Consider the following 18,694-nt stretch of genomic DNA (forward strand, 5'->3'; position numbering starts at 1 on the left):
GTCGCGCTCACGGGGAACGAAATCAGAGAAAACCCGCCGTCCGCGGTGAGCGCGAAGGGCGGGGTGAGGTGCCGGAGTGAAACTAGTCTTCTAACTCGGCATCGAGGCGAGCTTGGTCGCGGCGGTGCTGGCGGCGACGAATGAAGGGGGTCAGGGCGAGCACGGCAATGGCGCCGACTGCGGTACCGATGAGGTAGGAGACGGGGTCGTGGCCGTCGGCTGGCGCATAGGCGTTATAGGCAATGCCGGCGAACATGACTATAAAAGGGATGAGGTAGACAGCGATAGCCGTCCAATTGCGGCTAACAATTGGGGTGGCCACGCGCTTGCGCATCCAAGCAGAACCGATGGAGTTGCCCACGATGGACGGCACGAGCGCGAGGAAGCACAGCATGGACATTTGGCCAGGAAGGACCCAGGCGAGAATTGCGGCGACGACGAGTTCGAGGAACGGGATTGGGGTCATTCCGATTACGCAGGACTTGTAGAGCGTGTCGCGTTCGAACTCATCGCGAGTCGCGCGATCGATTTCCTTGAGGGAGTAATTGGCGATGGCGTTAATCATGTTGTTCAGCTCCAAAAATTTCTTCGACGGTTTTTCCTAGTTCGTGGCAAATATCCAGTGCGAGGTGCACGGAGGGCGAGTAGTTGCCGCGTTCGATATTGGCGATGGTTTGGCGGGAGACGCCAACTCTTCTGGCGAGTTCAGCTTGTGATAATTCGAGCCAGCGGCGCCATTTGCGGACCATGTTGGGGTGCTCGGCCATCTGGTCTCCTTTACGGGGTGTCATTCGTGCATTACCGAGTGTAAAGTAAATTTGTCACCAGGGCAAGGTTTATACGCACAGATGCCACCGCCAATAGGGCACAGTGGCTGAGGTAGGGAGCTGCGGACTACCGCCTTTTAGCACTTCCAACGTGGCCTTGACGAGCAAAACGGCTTGGCTGAGGTGGTGGATGATGTCATCGGCAGTAAAACGCAAAACGGTATAACCGTGAGCTACAGCCGCGTTCTGTTTGGTACGGTCAGCTTGAAAGGCCACACTGTGCTTGTGGTATTCCCAGCCGTCAACTTCCACCAGCAGCTTGCCAATCTTCAGGTCAAAGCGGTAGCCGGCGATGAGAACATTGTGCTTGGGGAAGATACCTTCTGCGCGCAGCTGCCTGCTTAGCGTGCGTTCCGGTGAGCTATCCGCGCCTATAGCAGCGTGTCGTATAGCCTCTTTAAGAGGCGTCGGGACGCGCCGCATTCGCCGACGGTCCTCTTCTAGGCGGTTGGGGCCGTGCTTTCCTTGGTAGTAGTCTTCCAATAAAGGCCTACATGCGCGCGAAATTCTGCGTGCAGCCCATAGCGGTTGCACCACCGGTAGGCCGTTGACCTTGTGTGTGGCCCGGAGACGCGAGTGCGAAACTCGGAAGCATTTTCCCTTCAATGTACGAGGTCCCTCTGCTTCCAACGGAAAGGTTAGCTGCCGGCCGAGATAAATCTCTTGTGCAGTCTTTCCGGTGAAATGGATTCGGCTGAGCCCATGCGCCAAGGTCCGCGCCACCGCCAGGGGCGTCCACGAATCGGTATAAATCCCCCGATGCACGCGGTACAGCTTGCCCTCACGCACCTTGCGGCGAATCGCCTCTTTACTTAAACCCTGCTCACGCAGTTCCGCGGTTGTCCATTCCCCATGGAAATAAACGTAAACGGCCGCAGTGCGTGATGGCTACGCTTCCCGCTGCAACCTGTGGATAACTCAGGGACGGGGCTCGATTTTCCGCCGCGTGGCCTGGAACGCTGTGGATAACCGCCCCACGCGCTCACCGGCAGCCGCGCTTTGGCAGCGACCCGTGTTCACGGTGAGCGCGAGGGGAGCGGTGGAAAGCCCACGACCTTTGCGCTCACCGGCAGAGCTTTCCGACGTCCCCATTCGCTCCCCGTGAGCGCGGCGGGCGGAGCGTTGGGCACCTCACCCCCTCGCGCTCACTGGGAGACGAAAAGAGACGTCCATTCTCGCGCCGGTGAGCGCGAAGGGCAGAGGGAGGAGGGACAGCGGGGAGGGGAGGGGCTAAGTCAACGGCAGGGTGGAGGTGGGGTCAATGCCGCGAACCTTGGAGTTGATGACACCGGCGACGGCGAGCACCGCGAACATAGCGGCGGCGGAGAGGAGTTGGGTGCGGGCGGTGGCGTCGGTAAGCATGAGTACCGCGATGGCCGCAAAGAGCGCGAGGGCGAACCAAGTCAGGTAGGGGAAGGCCCACATGCGGATGGGAAGGGGATGGAGTGCTTCGAGCTGACGGCGCAGGCGCAGCTGGCTGACGGCGATGAATACCCACACGATGAGCAGGGAGGCGCCGGCGGCATTGAGCATGAAGGTAAGAAGCCAACCCGTATCGGCGTAGTTGAGCACCACCATGACGGCCGAGAGTAGGACGGACAGGGCAATAGCGGTGGTGGGTACGCCGTCTTTATTGGTGGTGGTGAAGATGCGTGGAGCCTCGCCACGGGAGGCCAGCGAGTGCATCATGCGAGAGGAGGCGTAGATCTGCGAATTGAAAGCGGAAAGCAACGCAAGGACGATGACAACCTCCATGATGCCGGCCGCACCCGGGATGCCGGCGCGCTCGAGGACCATGGTGAAGGGCGATTCTGCGGCCGTGGAGGCACCTCCCAAGATGGAATAAGGCAGAAGGAACGTGATGACGAGAACGGAGCCCAAGTAGAACACGGAGATGCGCAAGATGGTGGAGCGCACGGCGTTGACCAGGGATTTTTCGGGGTCCTCGGATTCGGCAGAGGCGATGGCGACGACTTCGATGCCGCCGAAGGCGAAGGCTACGGCCAAAAGGCCGGCCGCGACGCCGCCGAGGCCATTGGGCATGAAGCCGTCCTCGAGGAAGACGGAGGTGCCGATGAAAGAATGGCCAGGCAGGAGGCCCAGGATGAGCAGCACGCCGATGATGAGGAAGGCCACGATGACGACGACCTTGATAAGCGCGAACCAATACTCGAATTCGCCGAAACTACGCACGCGCAGCAGGTTGATGACGCCGAAGAGGACCACGCAGATAGCTGCGGGGATCCACGGCGAGACGTCGAACCAGGAGCCAATGAATCCGGCCGCGCCGGTGATTTCGGCGCCGAGTACGGCGACGGTGGCTAGCCAATAAATCCAGCCCTGGGTAAAGCCCGCCCAGCGGCCGATGCCATGTTCGGCATATTCGGAAAAAGAGCCGGAGGCGGGGATAACAGTGCCCATCTCGCCCAGCATCTGCATCACCAAAATGGCCAGGAAGCCGGCGATGATATAGGCGAGGAGCACGGCGGGCCCAGCGGCGGAGATACCGACGCCGGTGCCGAGGAATAGCCCGGCACCGATGGTGGAGCCAAGCCCCATCATGGTTAGGTGGCGGACCTTCAGGCCAGAACCGAGGGTGGAGGAGTTATCAGTCACCCCTCCATCTTATTTTGCCCGATAAGGCTATAGGAATCGGGGGTATTAATTCTTGTGCAGCTCGTCGTTCAACGCGACGGCCTCGGATTTCCATTCCACAGCCTCAACCGCACCGGAGACGGAGTTGCGGCGCAGCAGCATACCGGAGGCACCGGAGAGCTGGGAGCCCTTGACGTTCTCGCCATTATCAACGCCCAGTGCTTCCGCGACCTTGCCAAAGACGGTCACCTTGGTGCCGGCGGTGACGTAGAGGCCGGCTTCGACTACGGCGTCGTCGCCAAGCGAAATGCCGATGCCGGAATTGGCGCCGAGCAGGCAGCGCTCGCCGATGGAGATGACCTCCTTGCCGCCGCCGGACAAGGTGCCCATGATGGACGCGCCGCCGCCGATATCGGAGCCATCGCCCACGACGACGCCCGCGGAGATGCGGCCCTCCACCATGGAGGCGCCCAAGGTGCCGGCGTTGAAGTTCACAAAGCCCTCATGCATGACAGTGGTTCCCTCAGCAAGGTGGGCGCCCAAGCGCACGCGGTCCGCGTCGCCAATGCGAACGCCGGACGGTACAACGTAGTCCACCATGCGGGGGAATTTGTCAACGGAGTAGACAACGACCGGGCCGCGGGAGGCAAGGCGGCCGCGCACCATCTGGAAATCGGAGACGGCGCAGGGGCCGTAGTTAGTCCAGACCACGTTATTGAGGTGGCCGAAGATGCCATCCATATTCAGGCCGTGCGGCTTGACCGCGCGGTGAGAAAGGAGGTGCAGGCGCAGGTAAGCATCGTAGGTATCGACGGGGGCGTCATCCAGATCTTTGATGGAGGTCTCGACGGCAACGCGGGCCACGCCGCGCTCCTCGTCCGGGCCTGCCAGCGCGGAGAACTGCTGAGGGACCTCCTCCAAGCGCTTGGTCTCGGTGGTCTCTACGGTCTTATCGGTATAAACGGCTGGGAACCAGACGTCCAAGACGGTGCCGTCATGGGTAATGGTTGCCAGGCCACGTGCGGATGCAGAAGTCATGCCCGCTAGCTTAGCAACTACCTCCGCGTCTCTGCGCGCTGGCCGGTGGGTAGTACGAAGGACAAGACGACGAGTATCGCAGCGAGGATGAGTACCGAGATGACCTGGTTGCGTGCATCTGGGTCAAAGAGCATGAGCAGGGTGAGCCCGCCCAGCGCCGCGGCCGTGACCCACGGCAGCCAGGGAAAGCCGGGCACACGCAGATCGGTCAACTCGCCATTGCCGCGCATTTGGGGATGCAGCTTGATAAAGGAAGCCACGATGAAGGACCAGATGACCAGCAGACACCCGCCCACTGCATTGAAGAGAAATGCTAGGAGCCCCGGAGGGTTCCAAAACTGCAGGCCTACCGAAGCGAAGGCGAAGACCATGGACAAAATGACCGCGTTGATGGGGGAGCCAGCGCGATTTTGCTTGAGGAAGAATCCTGGGGCGCAGTGATCCTTAGCCATGTCAAAGACCAAGCGGGAAGTGGCGTAGATCTGCGCGTTGAAGGCGGAGAGCAGCGCCAAGGCGATAATCGCTTCCATGAAACCGGACGCGAAGGGAATCTTGGCGGCCCCAAGCACGAGGGTGAAGGGGGAATCGGCGGCTACGTCGGCGTCCTGGATGGAGCTAAAGGGCAGCGCCATGGTGATAACCACGATGGAGCCGATGTAGAAGATCATGATGCGCACGATAATGGCGCGGACCGCGGTGGCCACGTTATGTGCTGGGTCCTCGGATTCGGCCGCCGCGATAGTAACCAATTCGATACCGCCGAAGGCAAAGGCCACGGCTAGCAATCCGGCGGCGAAGCCGGGCATGCCATTGGGCAGGAAATTAGCGGTGAAATTGGTCCCGGCCAAGGAGAGATCCATGCCGGGCAGGATGCCCAGCGCCATGAGCACGCCTATGGCAAGGAAGGCGACAATGACGCCGACCTTGATGATGGCGAACCAGAACTCAAACTCGCCAAATCCGCCCACGGCCGCGAAATTGACCACTGCGAAGAATGCCACGGCGATAAGTGCCGGAATCCACGGGTCGATATCGAACCAGCTGGAGATGATGGCGGCCGCCCCGGTGATTTCGGCGCCCATGACCATGATTAGCATGAACCAATAAATCCATCCCATGGTAAAGCGTGCCCAGTGTCCGAAGGCCTGACCGGCGTAGGTGGAAAATGACCCCAAAGAGGGGCGGGCGGCGGCCATCTCACCGAGCATCCACATCACTAGCGCAATGAGCGCGCCGGCCACGGCATAGGAAATGAGCACGGAGGTGCCGGAAATCTGGATGCCGAGGCCTACGCCGAGGAAGAGGCCGGCGCCCACGGCAGAGCCAAGGCCCATCATCGTGAGATGACGGGATTTCAATTGAGCGGTTTCGGCCATTGTTATCACCTTAGGGAGGACGAAATATTTACAGTGAAGTGAACTTTACACAATGCGGGGAGCTACGCGGGGCGCTAGCATGGCGCTTTGTGACTTTAGATCTATATGCAGACCCCATCGAACTAACCAAGGCGCTCGTTGATATTCCGAGCCCCTCCCACCATGAGGAGGCCATCGCAGACGCCGTCGAAGAAGCGCTGCGCGGTTTGGACGTCGAGGTTGCCCGCTACGGCAATACCGTGTGCGCCCGCACGAACCGTGGGCTAGATTCCCGCGTGGTGCTCGCCGGACACATTGATACCGTTCCGTTGGCAGAAAATGTACCGCATCACATGGAAACCACTAAAGACGGGGTGGAGATTATGTGGGGCTGTGGCACCGTGGACATGAAGTCAGGCATGGCCATCTACCTTAATGCCTTTGCCCAGCTGCACGAGTCGGAGGAGCTGAAACATGATCTTACTGTCATCGCCTATGAGGGTGAAGAAGTAGCTACTGAATTTAATGGCTTGGGCCATCTGCAAAAGGACCACCCGGAGTGGCTCGAGGGGGACTTCGCGCTTCTGGGCGAGCCCTCCGGCGCCATGGTGGAGGCCGGTTGTCAGGGCTCCATCCGCCTGCGCGTGACCGCGCACGGCACCCGCGCGCACTCGGCCCGCGCCTGGCTCGGCTCCAATGCCGCGCACAAGCTCGCACCGATTATGAGCCGCATCGCCGCCTATGAGTCCCGCGACGTCACTATTGACGGCTGTACTTACCGCGAGGGCCTCAATATCGTTCACCTCGAGTCCGGCGTGGCCACAAATACGCTGCCGGATGAGGCTTGGATGTTTGTGAACTTCCGCTTCGCCCCGGACCGCACGAGCGAGGAGGCGCTGGAGTACATGAAATCCATCATCGGCGAGGAAGAAGATGTCACCATCGACATCGACGACATTGCCCCGGCCGCCCAGCCTGGGTTGGGCCAGCCTGCAGCCAAAGCTCTTATCGACGCCGTCGGGGGCAACGTCCGCGCCAAGTTTGGCTGGACCGACGTCGCCCGCTTCTCCGAAATGGGCACCCCGGCCGTGAACTTCGGCGCCGGTGACCCAGGGTTTGCGCATAAAAAGGACGAGCAGGTCCCCACCGCGCAGATTAGTGAAGTATCCACCGCCCTCCTGAAATACCTGAAGGGATAGACCATGACTCCTGAGCAGATGCGCACTCTGCGCGGCCCGATGCTGCTGCGCACCGAAGGCGAACAGGCCTCCACCTTTGACCAGCGGCTCTTGGAGTCCGGTGCAGACCACGAGTGGCAGCATGCCGATCCGTGGCGCGTGCTGCGCATCCAAGGCGAATTCGTCGCCGGCTTCGATGCGTTATCCAAGTTGCCGAAGGCCGTCACCGTCTTCGGCTCCGCACGCACCACGCCCGAGGACGCGAGCTACCAGCTGGGCGTCGAGGTCGGCCGCAAGCTGGCCGAGCACTCCTATGCCGTCATCACCGGTGGCGGCCCCGGCATCATGGAGGCAGCCAACCGTGGCGCCCACGAAGCCGGCGGGCTGTCCGTGGGCTTGGGCATCGAGCTTCCCCATGAGCAGGGCCTCAACGAGTACGTCGACCTGGGCCTGAATTTCCGCTACTTCTTCGCCCGCAAGACGATGTTCTTGAAGTACTCGCAGGCCTTCATTTGCCTACCTGGCGGCATGGGCACGATGGATGAGTTCTTCGAAGTCATGTGCATGGTGCAGACCGGCAAGGTGACCAATTACCCCATCGTGCTCATGGGCACCGAGTACTGGACCGGCCTTTTGGAATGGATGGACAAGACGCTAGCAGCGGGTGGATTTATCAACGAAAGCGACCGGGAGCTTTTCCTGCTTACCGACGACCCCGATGAAGCCGTCTCCCACATCATTAAGCGTCACGAGGTTATGAGCGATAAGCGCATCAGGGAGCCGCGTTGAGCCTCGCGCGTGTGATGGCGATTGTCAATCGCACCCCGGATTCTTTCTATGACAAGGGGGCAACCTTTGACCTCGACCCGGCGCTGCGCCGCTGCGATGAGGTGATCGCAGCCGGTGCTTCGATCGTCGATATTGGTGGCGTGAAGGCTGGCCCCGGCAAAGCTGTGGACGCGGCGGAGGAAATCGACCGCGTGGTGCCGACCATTGAGAAGGTGCATCAGCGCCACCCGGATGTCCTCATTTCCGTCGATACTTGGCGCAGCGAGGTGGCAGAGGCAGCCATTGCAGCCGGTGCCGGGCTCATAAATGACACCTGGGCGGGTTGGGATCCCGAGCTCATCGAGGTCGCCGGACACTACCGCGTGGGCTATGTCTGCTCTCACACCGGTGGTATCACCCCGCGCACCCGGCCGCACCGTGTCCATTTTGATGACGTGGTGGCCGATGTCATCGCGGAAACCACCCAGCTGGCCGAGCGCGCTGCCGCTCTCGGTTGCCCGGAGGACCTGACCTTCATCGATCCGACCCATGACTTTGGCAAGAACACCTTCCACGGTCTCGAGCTTTTGCGGCGCATAGACGAGGTCGTGGCCACCGGCTGGCCGGTGCTCATGGCGCTATCAAACAAAGATTTTGTGGGCGAGACGCTAGACCGCGGGGTAGGAGAGCGCGTTGCGGGTACCCTAGCCGCCACCGCGTGGTCCGCTGCCCGCGGAGTGGCCGCTTTCCGCGTCCACGAGGTGGCAGAAACCGCTGATGTCATCCGTATGACTGCCGCCATCCAAGGCGAGGTCGCCCCGCTAGCAACCACGCGAGGCCTTGCATGAGCGTCTCCGTTATCATTCCAGCGCTCAACGAGGAGGGCACCGTCGCAGACGTCGTGCGCGCCTGCCTTGCCGATAATCCGCTTGAGGTGCTGGTAATCGACGCCGACTCCTCAGACGCCACCGCGTCTCGCGCTGCGGCAGCTGGAGCCGACGTGCACAATTGGCGCGATATCCTCCCGGTGGAGCCGCGTCCCGGGAAAGGAGAATCCCTCTGGCGTGGGGTCGCCGCAGCGAAGGGAGACATAGTCGTCTTCGTCGATGCGGATCTTGAATCCGCCGCGCCCGGCATGGTCACCGCGCTGGCCGATCCCTTTGCCGACCCCGCGGTGGAAATGGTCAAGGCCCGCTACCGCCGCAGCCTCAACGGCCAGCCCACCGGCGGCGGCCGCGTCACCGAGCTGACAGCCAAACCGCTCATTAAGCAATTTTTCCCAGAGCTCGCTCATATCGACCAGCCGCTCGGAGGCGAATACGCCCTGCGCCGCACCACCGCTCTCACTCTGCCCTTTGTAGAAGGCTACGGGGTGGAAGCGGGGCTATTGGTGGACGTCGGCAAGCGGGGCACAATAGCGCAGGTGGACTTGGGAACTCGGGTGCACCGCAACCGGCCGCTACATGAACTCGCGCCGATGGCCGAGGTAGTCGCGCGCACACTGCTCTCCCGCGCCGGGGTTACTGCGCCCGTTGCTCAACGCCCGCCGCTAAAAGGTAAGGTTTAAGCCATGCTGTCTTGGATTATGCTCCTCCTCGTCCTTTTCTCCCTGACCGTCATCGGGACCTGGGTATGGGGGTCGATTTTTGGCCGCGGCGAGGTTATGCACCCGCTCGATGAGCCGGAGAAGGTGCGCGAAAATAACCGCGCCGCTGCCCGCGAAGGGCGCCTTGACCAGGTGAAATTCGAGGTTGTGCCCCGCGGGTACCGCCAGGACCAAGTAGATGATCTCCTCGCACAACTAGAAGAGCAACTATCTTCCGCGCCGAAAAGGTCTAAGCTGGAAGGAAAAGAAGTTAACTAAAGGAGACTCACTATGGCAGCAATGAAGCCGCGCACCACGGGCGGAGAAATGGAAGCAGTAGAGGAGTCCCGCAAAATTGTCATGCGCATCCCCTCCGATGGCGGCGGGCGCATCGTCATCGAGCTGAGCAAGGACGAGGCCGCCGAGCTTGGTTCTCTGTTGACCGAGGTTTCTAGCTAGTCTAGATACATGCTTTCTCATATCGTCGACATTCTGGCTGATCCCAATGATGGCACCGCGCTTTCTGGTGCCGATGATTTCTCTCGCTTGGTCTCGGAATCCGGCCACTCTTTTGATGTGGCCAAGCAGGGCTACGTCACCCTCGCGGCCGGCGCCGGACTCAAGCACAAGGGCGATGACATGGACATGGTCAACGCCCGCGAGACCTATTTGGCCATGGGGCACTTCGCGCCCTTCGTGGAGGCCGTGACTGGGGCAGTCCAAGGTGCGCTGGATTCCGCATCGTTGGCCGAATCTACGCCCGCCTCTCTGCTTGAGGTGGGCGCTGGTACGGGCTACTACTTGGCCCACACCCTCGACTCCATCGCTGAGGCCCGCGGCGTCGGGCTCGATATTTCCCCGCACGCCGCGAAGCACTTGGCTAAGTGCCACCCGCGCGTCGGTGCCGTCGTGGCCGATGTGTGGGAGCGCCTGCCCATTCGTGATGAGTCCGTCGACGCTATTTCCGTCGTCTTCGCCCCACGCAATCCGGCCGAATTCCAGCGCGTGCTCGTCCCAGGCGGCCAGGTCATCGTCTTGACCCCTGATGCCGGCCACTTGGACGAGCTGCGGGAGCCTTTGGGCATCCTCGGCGTGGAAGACGGCAAGGTGGAGCGCATGTACGAGCAAGCCGAGGGATACCTCGAGCAGGCGGCCGATCCGGTGGATATTTCGTTCCCCATTGAGCTCGATAAGGCCTCCGTTGCCGCGCAGGTTGGGATGAGCCCGTCCGCGCGTCACATTAGCGCCGGAGAACTCGCCGAGCGCATGGCAGCGTTGCCCCCGACGCTCACGGTTACCGCCCGCGCTCGACTGGACCGCCTCCGCGCAGTTTAGCCTCGGCCCTTCTGCCTCATCTCCGCCCTTCGCGCTCACTAGCAGCGCGTGGGGCGGTTCTTTTCGTTGTTCCGGTGAGCGCGAGGGGTGGTTCCTCGCCCTTGCCGCTCACCAGCACACGCTTTCCGACGCCCCATCGCCTCCCCGTGAGCGCGAAGGGCGCGCGGCGTGACATCGCCCCGTACCGCGGGTGGCGCGGGTGCCGCGGGTCCGGAAACACACAACCCCGCCCTTGCCGCTCACCGGGAGCAGCGCAACCGCAGTGGGCGGCTGTGCCGGTGAGCGCGAAGGGCGGGGTGGAGAACCGAGCGGGGCGTCGGGTGATGTTTAGAGCTTGGAGCCGGAGCGCTGCCAGTCCTGCTCGATAACGGCATCGCCGGAGGTTTCGACGCGCAGCCCAGAGCAGCCGCCTTCGAAGTAGACGCGGGAGGCCATGGCGATGAGGCCACCATCGACGAATACCTCGACGGTGGAACCGTCTTGGATAATGGTGAGGGTGTCGGAGTCGCCCTCGGCAAGCGTGGCGGTGGCGGGCTCAGAATCGGCAAAGCAATGATTGAAAGCCTTGTTCATTGAGCGATCGAGGCTGATGTCATCGCCGGAGTGGCGGATGGTGGCGGCGGGGTCACCGGCGCCGTCGAGAAGCGTGACGGTGACGCAGGAACCGGAAGGCACCTCCATGACGCCGGTCCATGAGCGGGCGTAATCGGAAAGCTTAACGGCATCGGGCAAGCCCCGGGCGGGGGCTTGGTAGAGGACGCCGCCCTCGAGGGTAACTCGGCGGGGTAAGGAAAGGGCATTGGCCCAGCCTTCGGCTTCCCACGAGGCGTGCTTGGTGGCGTCATCGCCGCGGCCGTTGCCGTTGAGGAGGCCAACGATAACGGCGCGCTCATAGCGCTGCTCGGGGGTGAGCGTGCCGGTGGTGGTGTTGGTACTGCGTGGGCGGGAGAAATCGTGGCCGAAGTCTACGCGGCGGAAGCCGGAGACCACGGTAAAGGTGGTGCCTTCCAGCCGGCCGACGAGGTAGCCGGAGACGTCGCGGCCGCCACGCTCCAAGGTGACAAAGAGGACGTCGTAGACATTGCCGTCAACCTCATCGCGCAGTCGGACTAGGCGCGGGGAGACGACCGGCGGAATGGGCGAGGTAGCGGGGACCTCGCCCTCTAGGAAGCCAGGGTCGCCGTCGAACTTGAGGCTGCCGCGCAGGCGCCAAGACACGCCGTCGGCGGATTCGAGGATGACGGGAACCGGGGCGTCGGAGTGGCCGGTGAGAGCCAACATGAGCCAACCGTCGTGGCCGTCATCGCGGTCCTCTGAGGCCCAGTCGGGCACCACGGAGGGGGAGCGGAAATGATCGAAGTTGCGGGTATTGCCCACGACTTCGCCAAAACGAACGACATTGGGGTCGAGCGCCTGTGGGTCATCGGAGACCTCGCAGATTTCGTCCACGTTGGCGTAGCGGGCGAGGTGAACGGCGATTCCGGCGGCGGTCACGGAGGTGAAGTAGAGATGGATATCGTCTGGGCCTTGGGCTACGGAACCTGCGCGCAGGGAGAGCTCGCCGCCGACGGGGGCGAGGGCATCGTCACAGTCCAACCAGTCAAAGGGAGACTCTTCGGAGTAGGTGTGTCCCCAGCGCGCCGGGGAGTCCGCGGTGGGGCGGTACTGGTAGAACAGATGCCAAGTATCGCCATCGCGCAGGATTCCGGCGGGGGCGTCGAGGACGCCGTCTTCAGGGACAAAATGCAGTTCGGGGCGGTGGGTTGTCACGGCTATCCTTCCTTAAATCAGACTGCGGTAAATATCGACGGTCTGGGCGGCAATCGTAGCCCAAGAAAAATCACGAATGGCACGCTCGCGGCCGGCGCGCCCAAATTCGGCAGCGCGCTTTTTATCGGCGGCGACGTCATTGACTGCAGCGGCGAGGTCGGCCTCGAAGGCTGCGGTATCGGTGGCGTCGTAATGCACTAGCACGCCGGTCTCACCATCGACTACTACCTCGGGAATGCCGCCCACGTTGGAGGCAACAACGGCCGTGCCACAGGCCATTGCTTCCAAGTTCACGATGCCCAGCGGTTCGTAGATGGACGGGCAGACAAAAACATCGGCACCGGTGCAAATCTGCTGGACCTCGTTGCGCGGGAGCATATCCTTGACCCAGAAAATGCCATCGCGCTGGGCGCGCAACTCATCGACCAGTGCCTCGGTCTCGGCCGCGATTTCGGGCGTATCAGGGGCGCCGGCACACAAGACCAGCTGGATGTCTGGATCGAATTTCTGCGCCGCCTGCAGCAGGTGCTTTACGCCCTTTTGCCGGGTGATGCGTCCGACGAAGGCAGCGATGGGGCGCTGCTTATCGACGCCCAGCTTGTCCAAAACATCGCCCTCTCGCGGCTGCCATAGCTCGGTGTCGATGCCGTTGAGGACGACGTGGACCTTGGAGGCATCGATGCGCGGATAGGCATCGAGGATGGAGTCCTTCATACCGGCAGAGACGGCGATTACGGCATCGGCATATTCCATGGCGTTCTTTTCGGACCATGAGGAGATGTCATAGCCGCCGCCAAGCTGCTCGCGCTTCCAAGGGCGGTGCGGCTCGAGAGAGTGGGCGGTGACCACATGCGGAATATCATAAAGCCGGGCGGAGAGGTGGCCAGCAAGGCCCGTATACCACGTGTGGGAGTGGGCGATGTCGATATCGGAGGCGGCATCGGCCATGCGCAGCCCAGTGGACAAGGTCTGCAGCGCGCCGTTGGCACCCTCGAGTGCGGGATCTACGCCGTGGACAAAGACGTCTTTTTCTTCGCGCGGGGAGCCCATGCAGTGCACGGAGACATCGATGATATCGCGCATGAAACGGGTGAGCTCAGCTACGTGAACTCCGGCTCCGCCGTATATTTCCGGCGGGTATTCTTTGGAAAAGATTCCGGCTCTCATGCCCACCCAGAATACGTATCTCTGCTGTCATGTGCAGAATTCCGATATGGGGGTAAAAATGTGCAAAGTTCTGCTGCGGAATGTGGGATTTGCGGATAGGTTTGAAAACGTGAGAAGCCTGCCGAATGTCCTAGCCATTGTCCTCGCCGGCGGTGAGGGAAAGCGCCTTTTCCCCCTGACCGAAGACCGCGCCAAGCCCGCCGTACCCTTCGGTGGTTCCTACCGCCTCGTTGATTTCGTTTTGTCCAATCTGGTCAATGCCGGTTATCTCAAGATTGCGGTGCTGACCCAGTACAAGTCCCATTCTCTGGACCGCCACATTTCCCAGGCGTGGAACTTGGCGGGGCCGACCCCGCAGTATATTGCCTCGGTGCCCGCCCAGCAGCGCCGCGGCAAGCGCTGGTACAACGGCTCGGCAGATGCAATTGTGCAGTCGCTGAACCTCATCTATGACGAGAATCCGGATTATGTCATCGTCTTTGGTGCAGACCACGTATACCGCATGGATCCGGCACAGATGGTAGAAGAGCATATCGCCACCGGATTGGATTGTTCGGTGGCAGGTATTCGCGTACCGCGCTCGGAAGCGACGGCCTTTGGCTGCATCCAAGCCGATGGCATGGGCACGATTACGCAATTCGTGGAAAAGCCCGCGGACCCGCCGGCTACTCCGGATGATCCGAATATGAGCTATGCCTCGATGGGCAATTATGTCTTTACAGCGCAGGCGCTTATCGACGCCCTTTTGGAGGACGAAAAGAACGAGGACTCCGCCCACGATATGGGCGGTGATATTATCCCGTACTTTGTGGAGCGGGGACAGGCGCATGTGTACGATTTCATGGCCAATGAAGTGCCAGGGGCTACTGAGCGTGACCACGGCTACTGGCGCGACGTCGGCACCATCGATTCCTTCTACGAGGCGCACATGGACATGATTTCGGTGCACCCGATTTTCAACCTTTATAACCAGAATTGGCCGATCCACTCGACGGATGATTCCAATTTCCCACCGGCCAAGTTCGTGCAAAACGGCATCGCGCAGTCGTCGATGGTGGCCCCAGGCTGCATCGTCTCTGGCGGCACTGTGCGCAATTCAGTGCTGGCGTCCGATGTCCATGTGGCCGACGGAGCTACGGTCGAAGGATCAGTGATCCTGCCTGGCGTGCGTATCGGGCGCGGTGCAGTGGTGCGCCGCGCGATCCTAGATAAGAACGTCGTCGTTAGTGATGGCGCGATTATCGGAGTGGACCGCGAGCGTGATGAAGAGCGCTTTAAGGTTTCTGACGGCGGCGTGGTCGTCGTCGGCAAAAACCAAAAGGTCTAGAGCTTCGTCACGAGGGTGAGCCCGGAACCCAGCGGCAAGCGGGTTACGCTCGCCCCCTCGAGCTCGCGCAGGTACTCGTCTGCTTCGCGGGCGGCGGCGGTGTCGCGGTCGGTCCGGGAGGCGTCGGCAAGCGTGCCATCGAGCAAAGAATTAGCCAAGACTAGGGTGCCGCGCTGGTGCAGCAGTGGCCAGGCGGCCTTGATGATGGCTGGTAACTCGAGCGCGGCGACGTCGGCGTAGATCACCTGATAAGCATCGTTGGCAAGGCGACCCATGACTTCGAGTGGGCGCGATGGCAAAAAACGGCCGCGGGATGGCGCGTAGCCGGCCTCGCGGAATGCGGTCTTGGCGCTGCGCTGGTGCTCCGCCTCGGGGTCGATGCAGGTCAAAATGCCGTTATCGGGCATGCCGGCGAGCACATAGAGGCCCACTACATTGGCGGCCGGGGTAATGGCCACAGCTTGAGGACGCTCGGTGGAACCAGTGGAGGCGGCCGTCAGGGTGGTGAGCAGCTGGCCGGTGGATTCATCCGGGACTGGCAAGCCGTACTCTGCGGCGTGGTCGCGTGCGCCACTTAGGGCCGGGGATGCTTCGCTGTTGGTCTCGATATAAGAACGCAGTGCTTCGTATGCGGTATTAGTCACGTAATAAACCATAGGGAAAAGTGTCCGCCAATGTGGCAAAAACGCGCTTAGCCAGCAAGGTTGTGGTCGGTGGGGATAATGTGACGGGTTCACAGGATATTATCAGTACTATGGCTGGAGTTTCTGTGCTGAGTGTAGAAAGATGACATGCATGACAAAAATGAAGCGCGATGCCGAATCCCTTCAACCTGCAACCTCTGAGGCAGAGTTGACCGGTACCGCAGCATTCGATGCTGGCACGGGCGACATGCCCGCTTGGGGTGACCTCGTGGCCGAGCACGCCGATGGGGTCTACCGCTTGGCTTATCGCCTGTCTGGCAATCAGCATGACGCCGAGGATCTCACCCAGGAAACCTTCATGCGCGTCTTCCGCTCCTTGGACAAGTATCAAGCCGGAACGTTTGAAGGCTGGTTGCACCGTATTACCACTAACCTCTTTTTGGATATGGTTCGTCACCGTTCCAAGATCCGCATGGAGGCCCTGCCAGAGGATTATGAACGCGTTCCTGGTACGGATATGACCCCGGAGCAGGCTTATTCCGTGGCTAACCTGGATCCAGCTTTGCAGTCCGCGCTCGACGGGCTGGCTCCCGATTTCCGCGTGGCCGTGGTCCTGTGCGATGTCGTTGGGATGAGCTATGACGAGATTGCAGAGACCCTTGGTGTCAAGATGGGTACGGTGCGCTCACGCATCCACCGCGGCCGCTCCCAGCTACGTGCGGCGCTAGAAAAAGAGGCGCAAACCAATGCGGAAACGCGCATGCTGCTGCGTACGCGCTAAACTTTAGAGAAACTGCATAGTCCCCGCTGCCGGCGGGGACTTTCCGCGTCAATGAAGGCCGAGCAACTAGTGGAGGAGGGATCGATGGACTCGCTGCGAGGACGCCGAACCTTGTCCACGCTGAGCGTGCACGGCGGATTTGATGCCGCCCAAGCAAAGGCTCGCGATAGGGCGAAGGCCAAGGCGCGGCGTAGCGATACCATCGGGCATTTGGGCCCAGAGGCGGTTGTTGCCTTTGTGGACGGCGAGATGGAGCCAAAATTTATGCACCGTGTGCGCATTCACCTGGTGCACTGCGCTGAATGCCGCGCGGATGTGCATCAGCAGCGTCGTGCCTCGGAATGGGTGCGCCACTGCGCGGAGTCCGCAACGGTCAAGGCGCCGCAGTCCTTGCTCGCGAAGCTCGCAGGCATTGCCACGGAGGGGGTAGCGCCCGGGCCTGATGCAGCAACGCCGGCGCACCGGCCCCAGCAGGACTTCTTAGACAAGGTGGAGATGGTGGTTCGCGCAATCAAGCACAATCAGCGCGGCTAAGAGCGAAGGACTAGTATTTAAGCGTGTTTTCTTCCATTGGTTGGCCCGAGATTTTCGTCATTGTGCTCTTGGGCATCATCGTCATCGGCCCAGAACGCATGCCTGAGGTGATTAAGGACGTGCGCGCAGCCATCTATGCGGCGCGGAAGGCCATCAATAATGCCAAGGCGGAGCTCAATGGGGAGATGGGCTCTATTACCTCGGAATTTGATGATATCCGTGGCCCGCTTACCCAAGCCGCGCAGTGGACGCGTCTGGGGCCGAAGGGCGCAATCACCAAGGCGCTTTTCGACGGCGACGAATCCGCCTGGGATGACTTCAATCCCCAGAAGATGGCAGAAGATATTAAGAGCAATACCGCTCCCAAGGAGCCGGAGCAGCAACAACCGCAACAGCGCCCAAGCTTCGACTATTCCCAGGTTTATGCCGAACAGCCGCAGCAGCCACAGCCACAGCCGCACCAGCGCGCCGCAGCTTCGCAACCGCAATCGACGGAGCAACCCGCGACCGAAAAGAAACCGCCGCGCGGTGGGGAAGAATCCACCGGCGGCGGCATGTGGGAAGATGTAACCTAGGGGCTAGTTCACGCCCAAGTTCAGATTTTTGCCCACTAGGGAATCGGAGCGGATGGCCAGTTTATCGGCCACCGCCTGGATCTGTTGGGCGGCGGGGGACTCGGGGGCATCTATAACGATCGGAGTGCCGGCATCGCCACCGCTGCGCAGGGTGGGATCCAGAGGCACCGAAGCCAGCAGTGGAACCTCATGGCCAAGAATGACGCCGAGGCGATCGGCCACAATCTGTCCGCCGCCGGTACCAAAGACATCCATGGTGGAGCCATCCGGCATGACCATAGCGCCCATATTCTCAATCACGCCGGCCACGCGCTGGCGCGTCTGCTGGGAGATGGACCCGGCACGCTCTGCCACCTCGGCGGCCGCGGCCTGCGGGGTGGTTACGATAAGTAGCTCCGCATTAGGGATGAGCTGGGCCACGGACAGGGCGATATCGCCCGTGCCTGGAGGAAGATCCAGCAGGAGAACGTCTAGGTCACCCCAGAAAACGTCGGCCAAGAACTGCTGCAATGCACGGTGGAGCATAGGTCCGCGCCAGACCACAGGGGCGTTGCCTTCGACGAATTGCCCGATGGAGATGTGCTTAATGCCGTGGGAAATCGGGGGCAAAAGCATCTCATCATCGAGAACGGTCGGGCCATCGGTGCAGCCCAGCAAATTAGGAACAGAGTGGCCGTAAATATCGGCATCGACGATGCCGACTTTAAGCCCCTTGTGCACCAGCGCCGCGGCGAGATTTACCGTCATCGAGGACTTGCCGACGCCGCCCTTGCCAGAAGCCACCGCAAAGACACGCGTGGTGGATTCTGGCTTGGCAAACGGGATTTCCGGCTCAGCTTGGCCGCCACGAAGCTTCTTTTTCAGCTCGCGGCGCTGCTCATCACTCATGGCTTCCATCGTCACGGTGACGTTTCCTACGCCCTCAATATCCTCTACTGCTGCGCGAGTATTGGACTCGATGGTGGACTTCATGGGGCAGCCAGCGATGGTGAGGTAAATTTCTACGGCTACATCGTTTCCGGTGACAGAAACTGATTTCACCATGTTGAGCTCGGTGATGGGACGCCCGATTTCGGGATCTTCAACGCGGGAAAGTGCCTCGCGTACGGCGGATTCAGTAATAACGCTAGACATAACCCTTGCCATCTTAGTCGGGCCGCAACAGGAGGTAAACACGCCCTCGGTGTAGAATCATCTAGACGCTCGATCGCCGCC

The 18,694-nt window shown here is 61.3% G+C and carries 21 protein-coding genes; 11 read left to right on the plus strand and 10 right to left on the minus strand.

Annotation, left to right across the window (positions count from 1 at the left end):
- Nucleotides 1-82: 82 nt before the first annotated feature.
- The 6 genes from RAE07_RS08025 to RAE07_RS08050 all read right to left on the minus strand — a co-directional run bounded on the left by RAE07_RS08025 (nucleotide 83) and on the right by RAE07_RS08050 (nucleotide 5,836).
- Complete coding sequence (locus RAE07_RS08025) at nucleotides 83-565, minus strand: transcriptional regulator (RefSeq protein ID WP_308767269.1); 483 nt, start codon at nucleotides 563-565, stop codon at nucleotides 83-85.
- Nucleotides 558-767, minus strand: coding sequence for a helix-turn-helix transcriptional regulator (locus RAE07_RS08030; protein ID WP_023021845.1), 210 nt, complete (start codon nucleotides 765-767; stop codon nucleotides 558-560). The genes RAE07_RS08025 and RAE07_RS08030 overlap by 8 nt, the downstream gene beginning before the upstream one ends.
- Before the next feature lie 69 nt (nucleotides 768-836).
- Complete coding sequence (locus RAE07_RS08035; protein ID WP_316327705.1) at nucleotides 837-1,310, minus strand: endonuclease domain-containing protein; 474 nt, start codon at nucleotides 1,308-1,310, stop codon at nucleotides 837-839.
- 747 nt (nucleotides 1,311-2,057) lie between these two features.
- Nucleotides 2,058-3,389, minus strand: a complete 1,332-nt coding sequence (locus RAE07_RS08040; protein WP_234288193.1) for an amino acid permease — start codon at nucleotides 3,387-3,389, stop codon at nucleotides 2,058-2,060.
- 99 nt (nucleotides 3,390-3,488) lie between these two features.
- Nucleotides 3,489-4,460: a 2,3,4,5-tetrahydropyridine-2,6-dicarboxylate N-succinyltransferase gene (gene dapD / locus RAE07_RS08045; RefSeq protein WP_023021842.1), complete on the minus strand. Its 972-nt coding sequence runs from the start codon at nucleotides 4,458-4,460 to the stop codon at nucleotides 3,489-3,491.
- Nucleotides 4,461-4,477: 17 nt separating this feature from the next.
- Nucleotides 4,478-5,836 (minus strand): amino acid permease, encoded by a 1,359-nt coding sequence (locus RAE07_RS08050; RefSeq protein ID WP_023021841.1) that lies wholly within the window; start codon nucleotides 5,834-5,836, stop codon nucleotides 4,478-4,480.
- An 89-nt stretch (nucleotides 5,837-5,925) separates the two neighbouring features.
- Between RAE07_RS08050 and dapE the strand changes: the two genes are divergently transcribed.
- The 7 genes from dapE to RAE07_RS08085 are packed head-to-tail and all read left to right on the plus strand — an operon-like array spanning nucleotide 5,926 to nucleotide 10,681.
- Entirely contained in the window at nucleotides 5,926-7,014 is a 1,089-nt protein-coding gene (gene dapE / locus RAE07_RS08055) for a succinyl-diaminopimelate desuccinylase (RefSeq protein WP_034656440.1), read from the plus strand.
- Nucleotides 7,015-7,017: 3 nt separating this feature from the next.
- Entirely contained in the window at nucleotides 7,018-7,782 is a 765-nt protein-coding gene (locus RAE07_RS08060; protein WP_023021839.1) for an LOG family protein, read from the plus strand.
- 14 nt (nucleotides 7,783-7,796) lie between these two features.
- Entirely contained in the window at nucleotides 7,797-8,609 is an 813-nt protein-coding gene (gene folP, locus RAE07_RS08065; protein WP_034656441.1) for a dihydropteroate synthase, read from the plus strand.
- Nucleotides 8,606-9,328, plus strand: a complete 723-nt coding sequence (locus tag RAE07_RS08070) for a glucosyl-3-phosphoglycerate synthase (RefSeq protein ID WP_200287772.1) — start codon at nucleotides 8,606-8,608, stop codon at nucleotides 9,326-9,328. The genes folP and RAE07_RS08070 overlap by 4 nt, the downstream gene beginning before the upstream one ends.
- 3 nt (nucleotides 9,329-9,331) lie before the next feature.
- Nucleotides 9,332-9,625: a DivIVA domain-containing protein gene (locus RAE07_RS08075; RefSeq protein ID WP_023021836.1), complete on the plus strand. Its 294-nt coding sequence runs from the start codon at nucleotides 9,332-9,334 to the stop codon at nucleotides 9,623-9,625.
- Nucleotides 9,626-9,637: 12 nt separating this feature from the next.
- Entirely contained in the window at nucleotides 9,638-9,805 is a 168-nt protein-coding gene (locus tag RAE07_RS08080; RefSeq protein ID WP_005323535.1) for a DUF3117 domain-containing protein, read from the plus strand.
- A gap of 9 nt (nucleotides 9,806-9,814) precedes the next feature.
- The gene (locus tag RAE07_RS08085; RefSeq protein ID WP_200287770.1) at nucleotides 9,815-10,681 is read left to right on the plus strand and encodes a methyltransferase domain-containing protein; all 867 of its coding nucleotides are present in this window, start codon (nucleotides 9,815-9,817) and stop codon (nucleotides 10,679-10,681) included.
- Nucleotides 10,682-11,008: 327 nt separating this feature from the next.
- Here the strand turns inward: RAE07_RS08085 and RAE07_RS08090 are convergent, their stop codons facing one another.
- Nucleotides 11,009-12,451 (minus strand): GH32 C-terminal domain-containing protein, encoded by a 1,443-nt coding sequence (locus RAE07_RS08090; protein WP_200287768.1) that lies wholly within the window; start codon nucleotides 12,449-12,451, stop codon nucleotides 11,009-11,011.
- 12 nt (nucleotides 12,452-12,463) lie between these two features.
- Nucleotides 12,464-13,618 carry a glycogen synthase gene (glgA, locus tag RAE07_RS08095; protein WP_317001681.1) on the minus strand — a complete coding sequence of 385 codons (1,155 nt, stop codon included), beginning with the start codon at nucleotides 13,616-13,618 and terminating at the stop codon, nucleotides 12,464-12,466.
- 109 nt (nucleotides 13,619-13,727) lie between these two features.
- Here glgA and glgC point away from each other — a divergent pair, with 109 nt between their 5' ends.
- On the plus strand, nucleotides 13,728-14,945 hold the full coding sequence (gene glgC, locus RAE07_RS08100) for a glucose-1-phosphate adenylyltransferase (protein WP_086588169.1): 1,218 nt from the start codon (nucleotides 13,728-13,730) through the stop codon (nucleotides 14,943-14,945).
- Here glgC and RAE07_RS08105 read toward each other — a convergent pair.
- Nucleotides 14,942-15,589 (minus strand): O-methyltransferase, encoded by a 648-nt coding sequence (locus RAE07_RS08105; RefSeq protein ID WP_200287764.1) that lies wholly within the window; start codon nucleotides 15,587-15,589, stop codon nucleotides 14,942-14,944. The genes glgC and RAE07_RS08105 overlap by 4 nt on opposite strands.
- 151 nt (nucleotides 15,590-15,740) lie before the next feature.
- Here RAE07_RS08105 and sigE point away from each other — a divergent pair, with 151 nt between their 5' ends.
- The 3 genes from sigE to RAE07_RS08120 all read left to right on the plus strand — a co-directional run bounded on the left by sigE (nucleotide 15,741) and on the right by RAE07_RS08120 (nucleotide 17,479).
- Nucleotides 15,741-16,370, plus strand: a complete 630-nt coding sequence (sigE, locus tag RAE07_RS08110) for an RNA polymerase sigma factor SigE (RefSeq protein ID WP_034656442.1) — start codon at nucleotides 15,741-15,743, stop codon at nucleotides 16,368-16,370.
- A gap of 84 nt (nucleotides 16,371-16,454) precedes the next feature.
- A complete protein-coding gene (locus RAE07_RS08115) occupies nucleotides 16,455-16,904 on the plus strand; it encodes an anti-sigma factor family protein (protein WP_023021829.1) in 450 nt (149 codons plus the stop codon).
- A gap of 23 nt (nucleotides 16,905-16,927) precedes the next feature.
- The gene (locus tag RAE07_RS08120; RefSeq protein WP_200287762.1) at nucleotides 16,928-17,479 is read left to right on the plus strand and encodes a twin-arginine translocase TatA/TatE family subunit; all 552 of its coding nucleotides are present in this window, start codon (nucleotides 16,928-16,930) and stop codon (nucleotides 17,477-17,479) included.
- A 3-nt stretch (nucleotides 17,480-17,482) separates the two neighbouring features.
- Here RAE07_RS08120 and RAE07_RS08125 read toward each other — a convergent pair whose 3' ends face one another.
- Nucleotides 17,483-18,613 (minus strand): Mrp/NBP35 family ATP-binding protein, encoded by a 1,131-nt coding sequence (locus tag RAE07_RS08125; RefSeq protein ID WP_023021827.1) that lies wholly within the window; start codon nucleotides 18,611-18,613, stop codon nucleotides 17,483-17,485.
- Nucleotides 18,614-18,694 lie beyond the last annotated feature (81 nt).

Source organism: Corynebacterium nasorum (genome assembly GCF_032821635.1).
GTDB lineage: Bacteria > Actinomycetota > Actinomycetes > Mycobacteriales > Mycobacteriaceae > Corynebacterium > Corynebacterium kefirresidentii.

What these genes read in the sequence shown, in the direction of transcription:
- glgA (WP_317001681.1), bottom strand. Translation starts at nt 13,618, where the DNA reads ATGAGAGCCGGAATCTTTTCCAAAGAATACCCGCCGGAAATATACGGC.
- RAE07_RS08080 (WP_005323535.1), top strand. Translation starts at nt 9,638, where the DNA reads ATGGCAGCAATGAAGCCGCGCACCACGGGCGGAGAAATGGAAGCAGTA.
- RAE07_RS08070 (WP_200287772.1), top strand. Translation starts at nt 8,606, where the DNA reads ATGAGCGTCTCCGTTATCATTCCAGCGCTCAACGAGGAGGGCACCGTC.
- folP (WP_034656441.1), top strand. Translation starts at nt 7,797, where the DNA reads ATGGCGATTGTCAATCGCACCCCGGATTCTTTCTATGACAAGGGGGCA.
- RAE07_RS08025 (WP_308767269.1), bottom strand. Translation starts at nt 565, where the DNA reads ATGATTAACGCCATCGCCAATTACTCCCTCAAGGAAATCGATCGCGCG.
- RAE07_RS08115 (WP_023021829.1), top strand. Translation starts at nt 16,455, where the DNA reads ATGGACTCGCTGCGAGGACGCCGAACCTTGTCCACGCTGAGCGTGCAC.
- RAE07_RS08125 (WP_023021827.1), bottom strand. Translation starts at nt 18,613, where the DNA reads ATGTCTAGCGTTATTACTGAATCCGCCGTACGCGAGGCACTTTCCCGC.
- dapD (WP_023021842.1), bottom strand. Translation starts at nt 4,460, where the DNA reads ATGACTTCTGCATCCGCACGTGGCCTGGCAACCATTACCCATGACGGC.
- RAE07_RS08085 (WP_200287770.1), top strand. Translation starts at nt 9,815, where the DNA reads ATGCTTTCTCATATCGTCGACATTCTGGCTGATCCCAATGATGGCACC.
- RAE07_RS08075 (WP_023021836.1), top strand. Translation starts at nt 9,332, where the DNA reads ATGCTGTCTTGGATTATGCTCCTCCTCGTCCTTTTCTCCCTGACCGTC.
- RAE07_RS08040 (WP_234288193.1), bottom strand. Translation starts at nt 3,389, where the DNA reads ATGATGGGGCTTGGCTCCACCATCGGTGCCGGGCTATTCCTCGGCACC.
- RAE07_RS08050 (WP_023021841.1), bottom strand. Translation starts at nt 5,836, where the DNA reads ATGGCCGAAACCGCTCAATTGAAATCCCGTCATCTCACGATGATGGGC.
- RAE07_RS08030 (WP_023021845.1), bottom strand. Translation starts at nt 767, where the DNA reads ATGGCCGAGCACCCCAACATGGTCCGCAAATGGCGCCGCTGGCTCGAA.
- RAE07_RS08060 (WP_023021839.1), top strand. Translation starts at nt 7,018, where the DNA reads ATGACTCCTGAGCAGATGCGCACTCTGCGCGGCCCGATGCTGCTGCGC.
- sigE (WP_034656442.1), top strand. Translation starts at nt 15,741, where the DNA reads ATGACAAAAATGAAGCGCGATGCCGAATCCCTTCAACCTGCAACCTCT.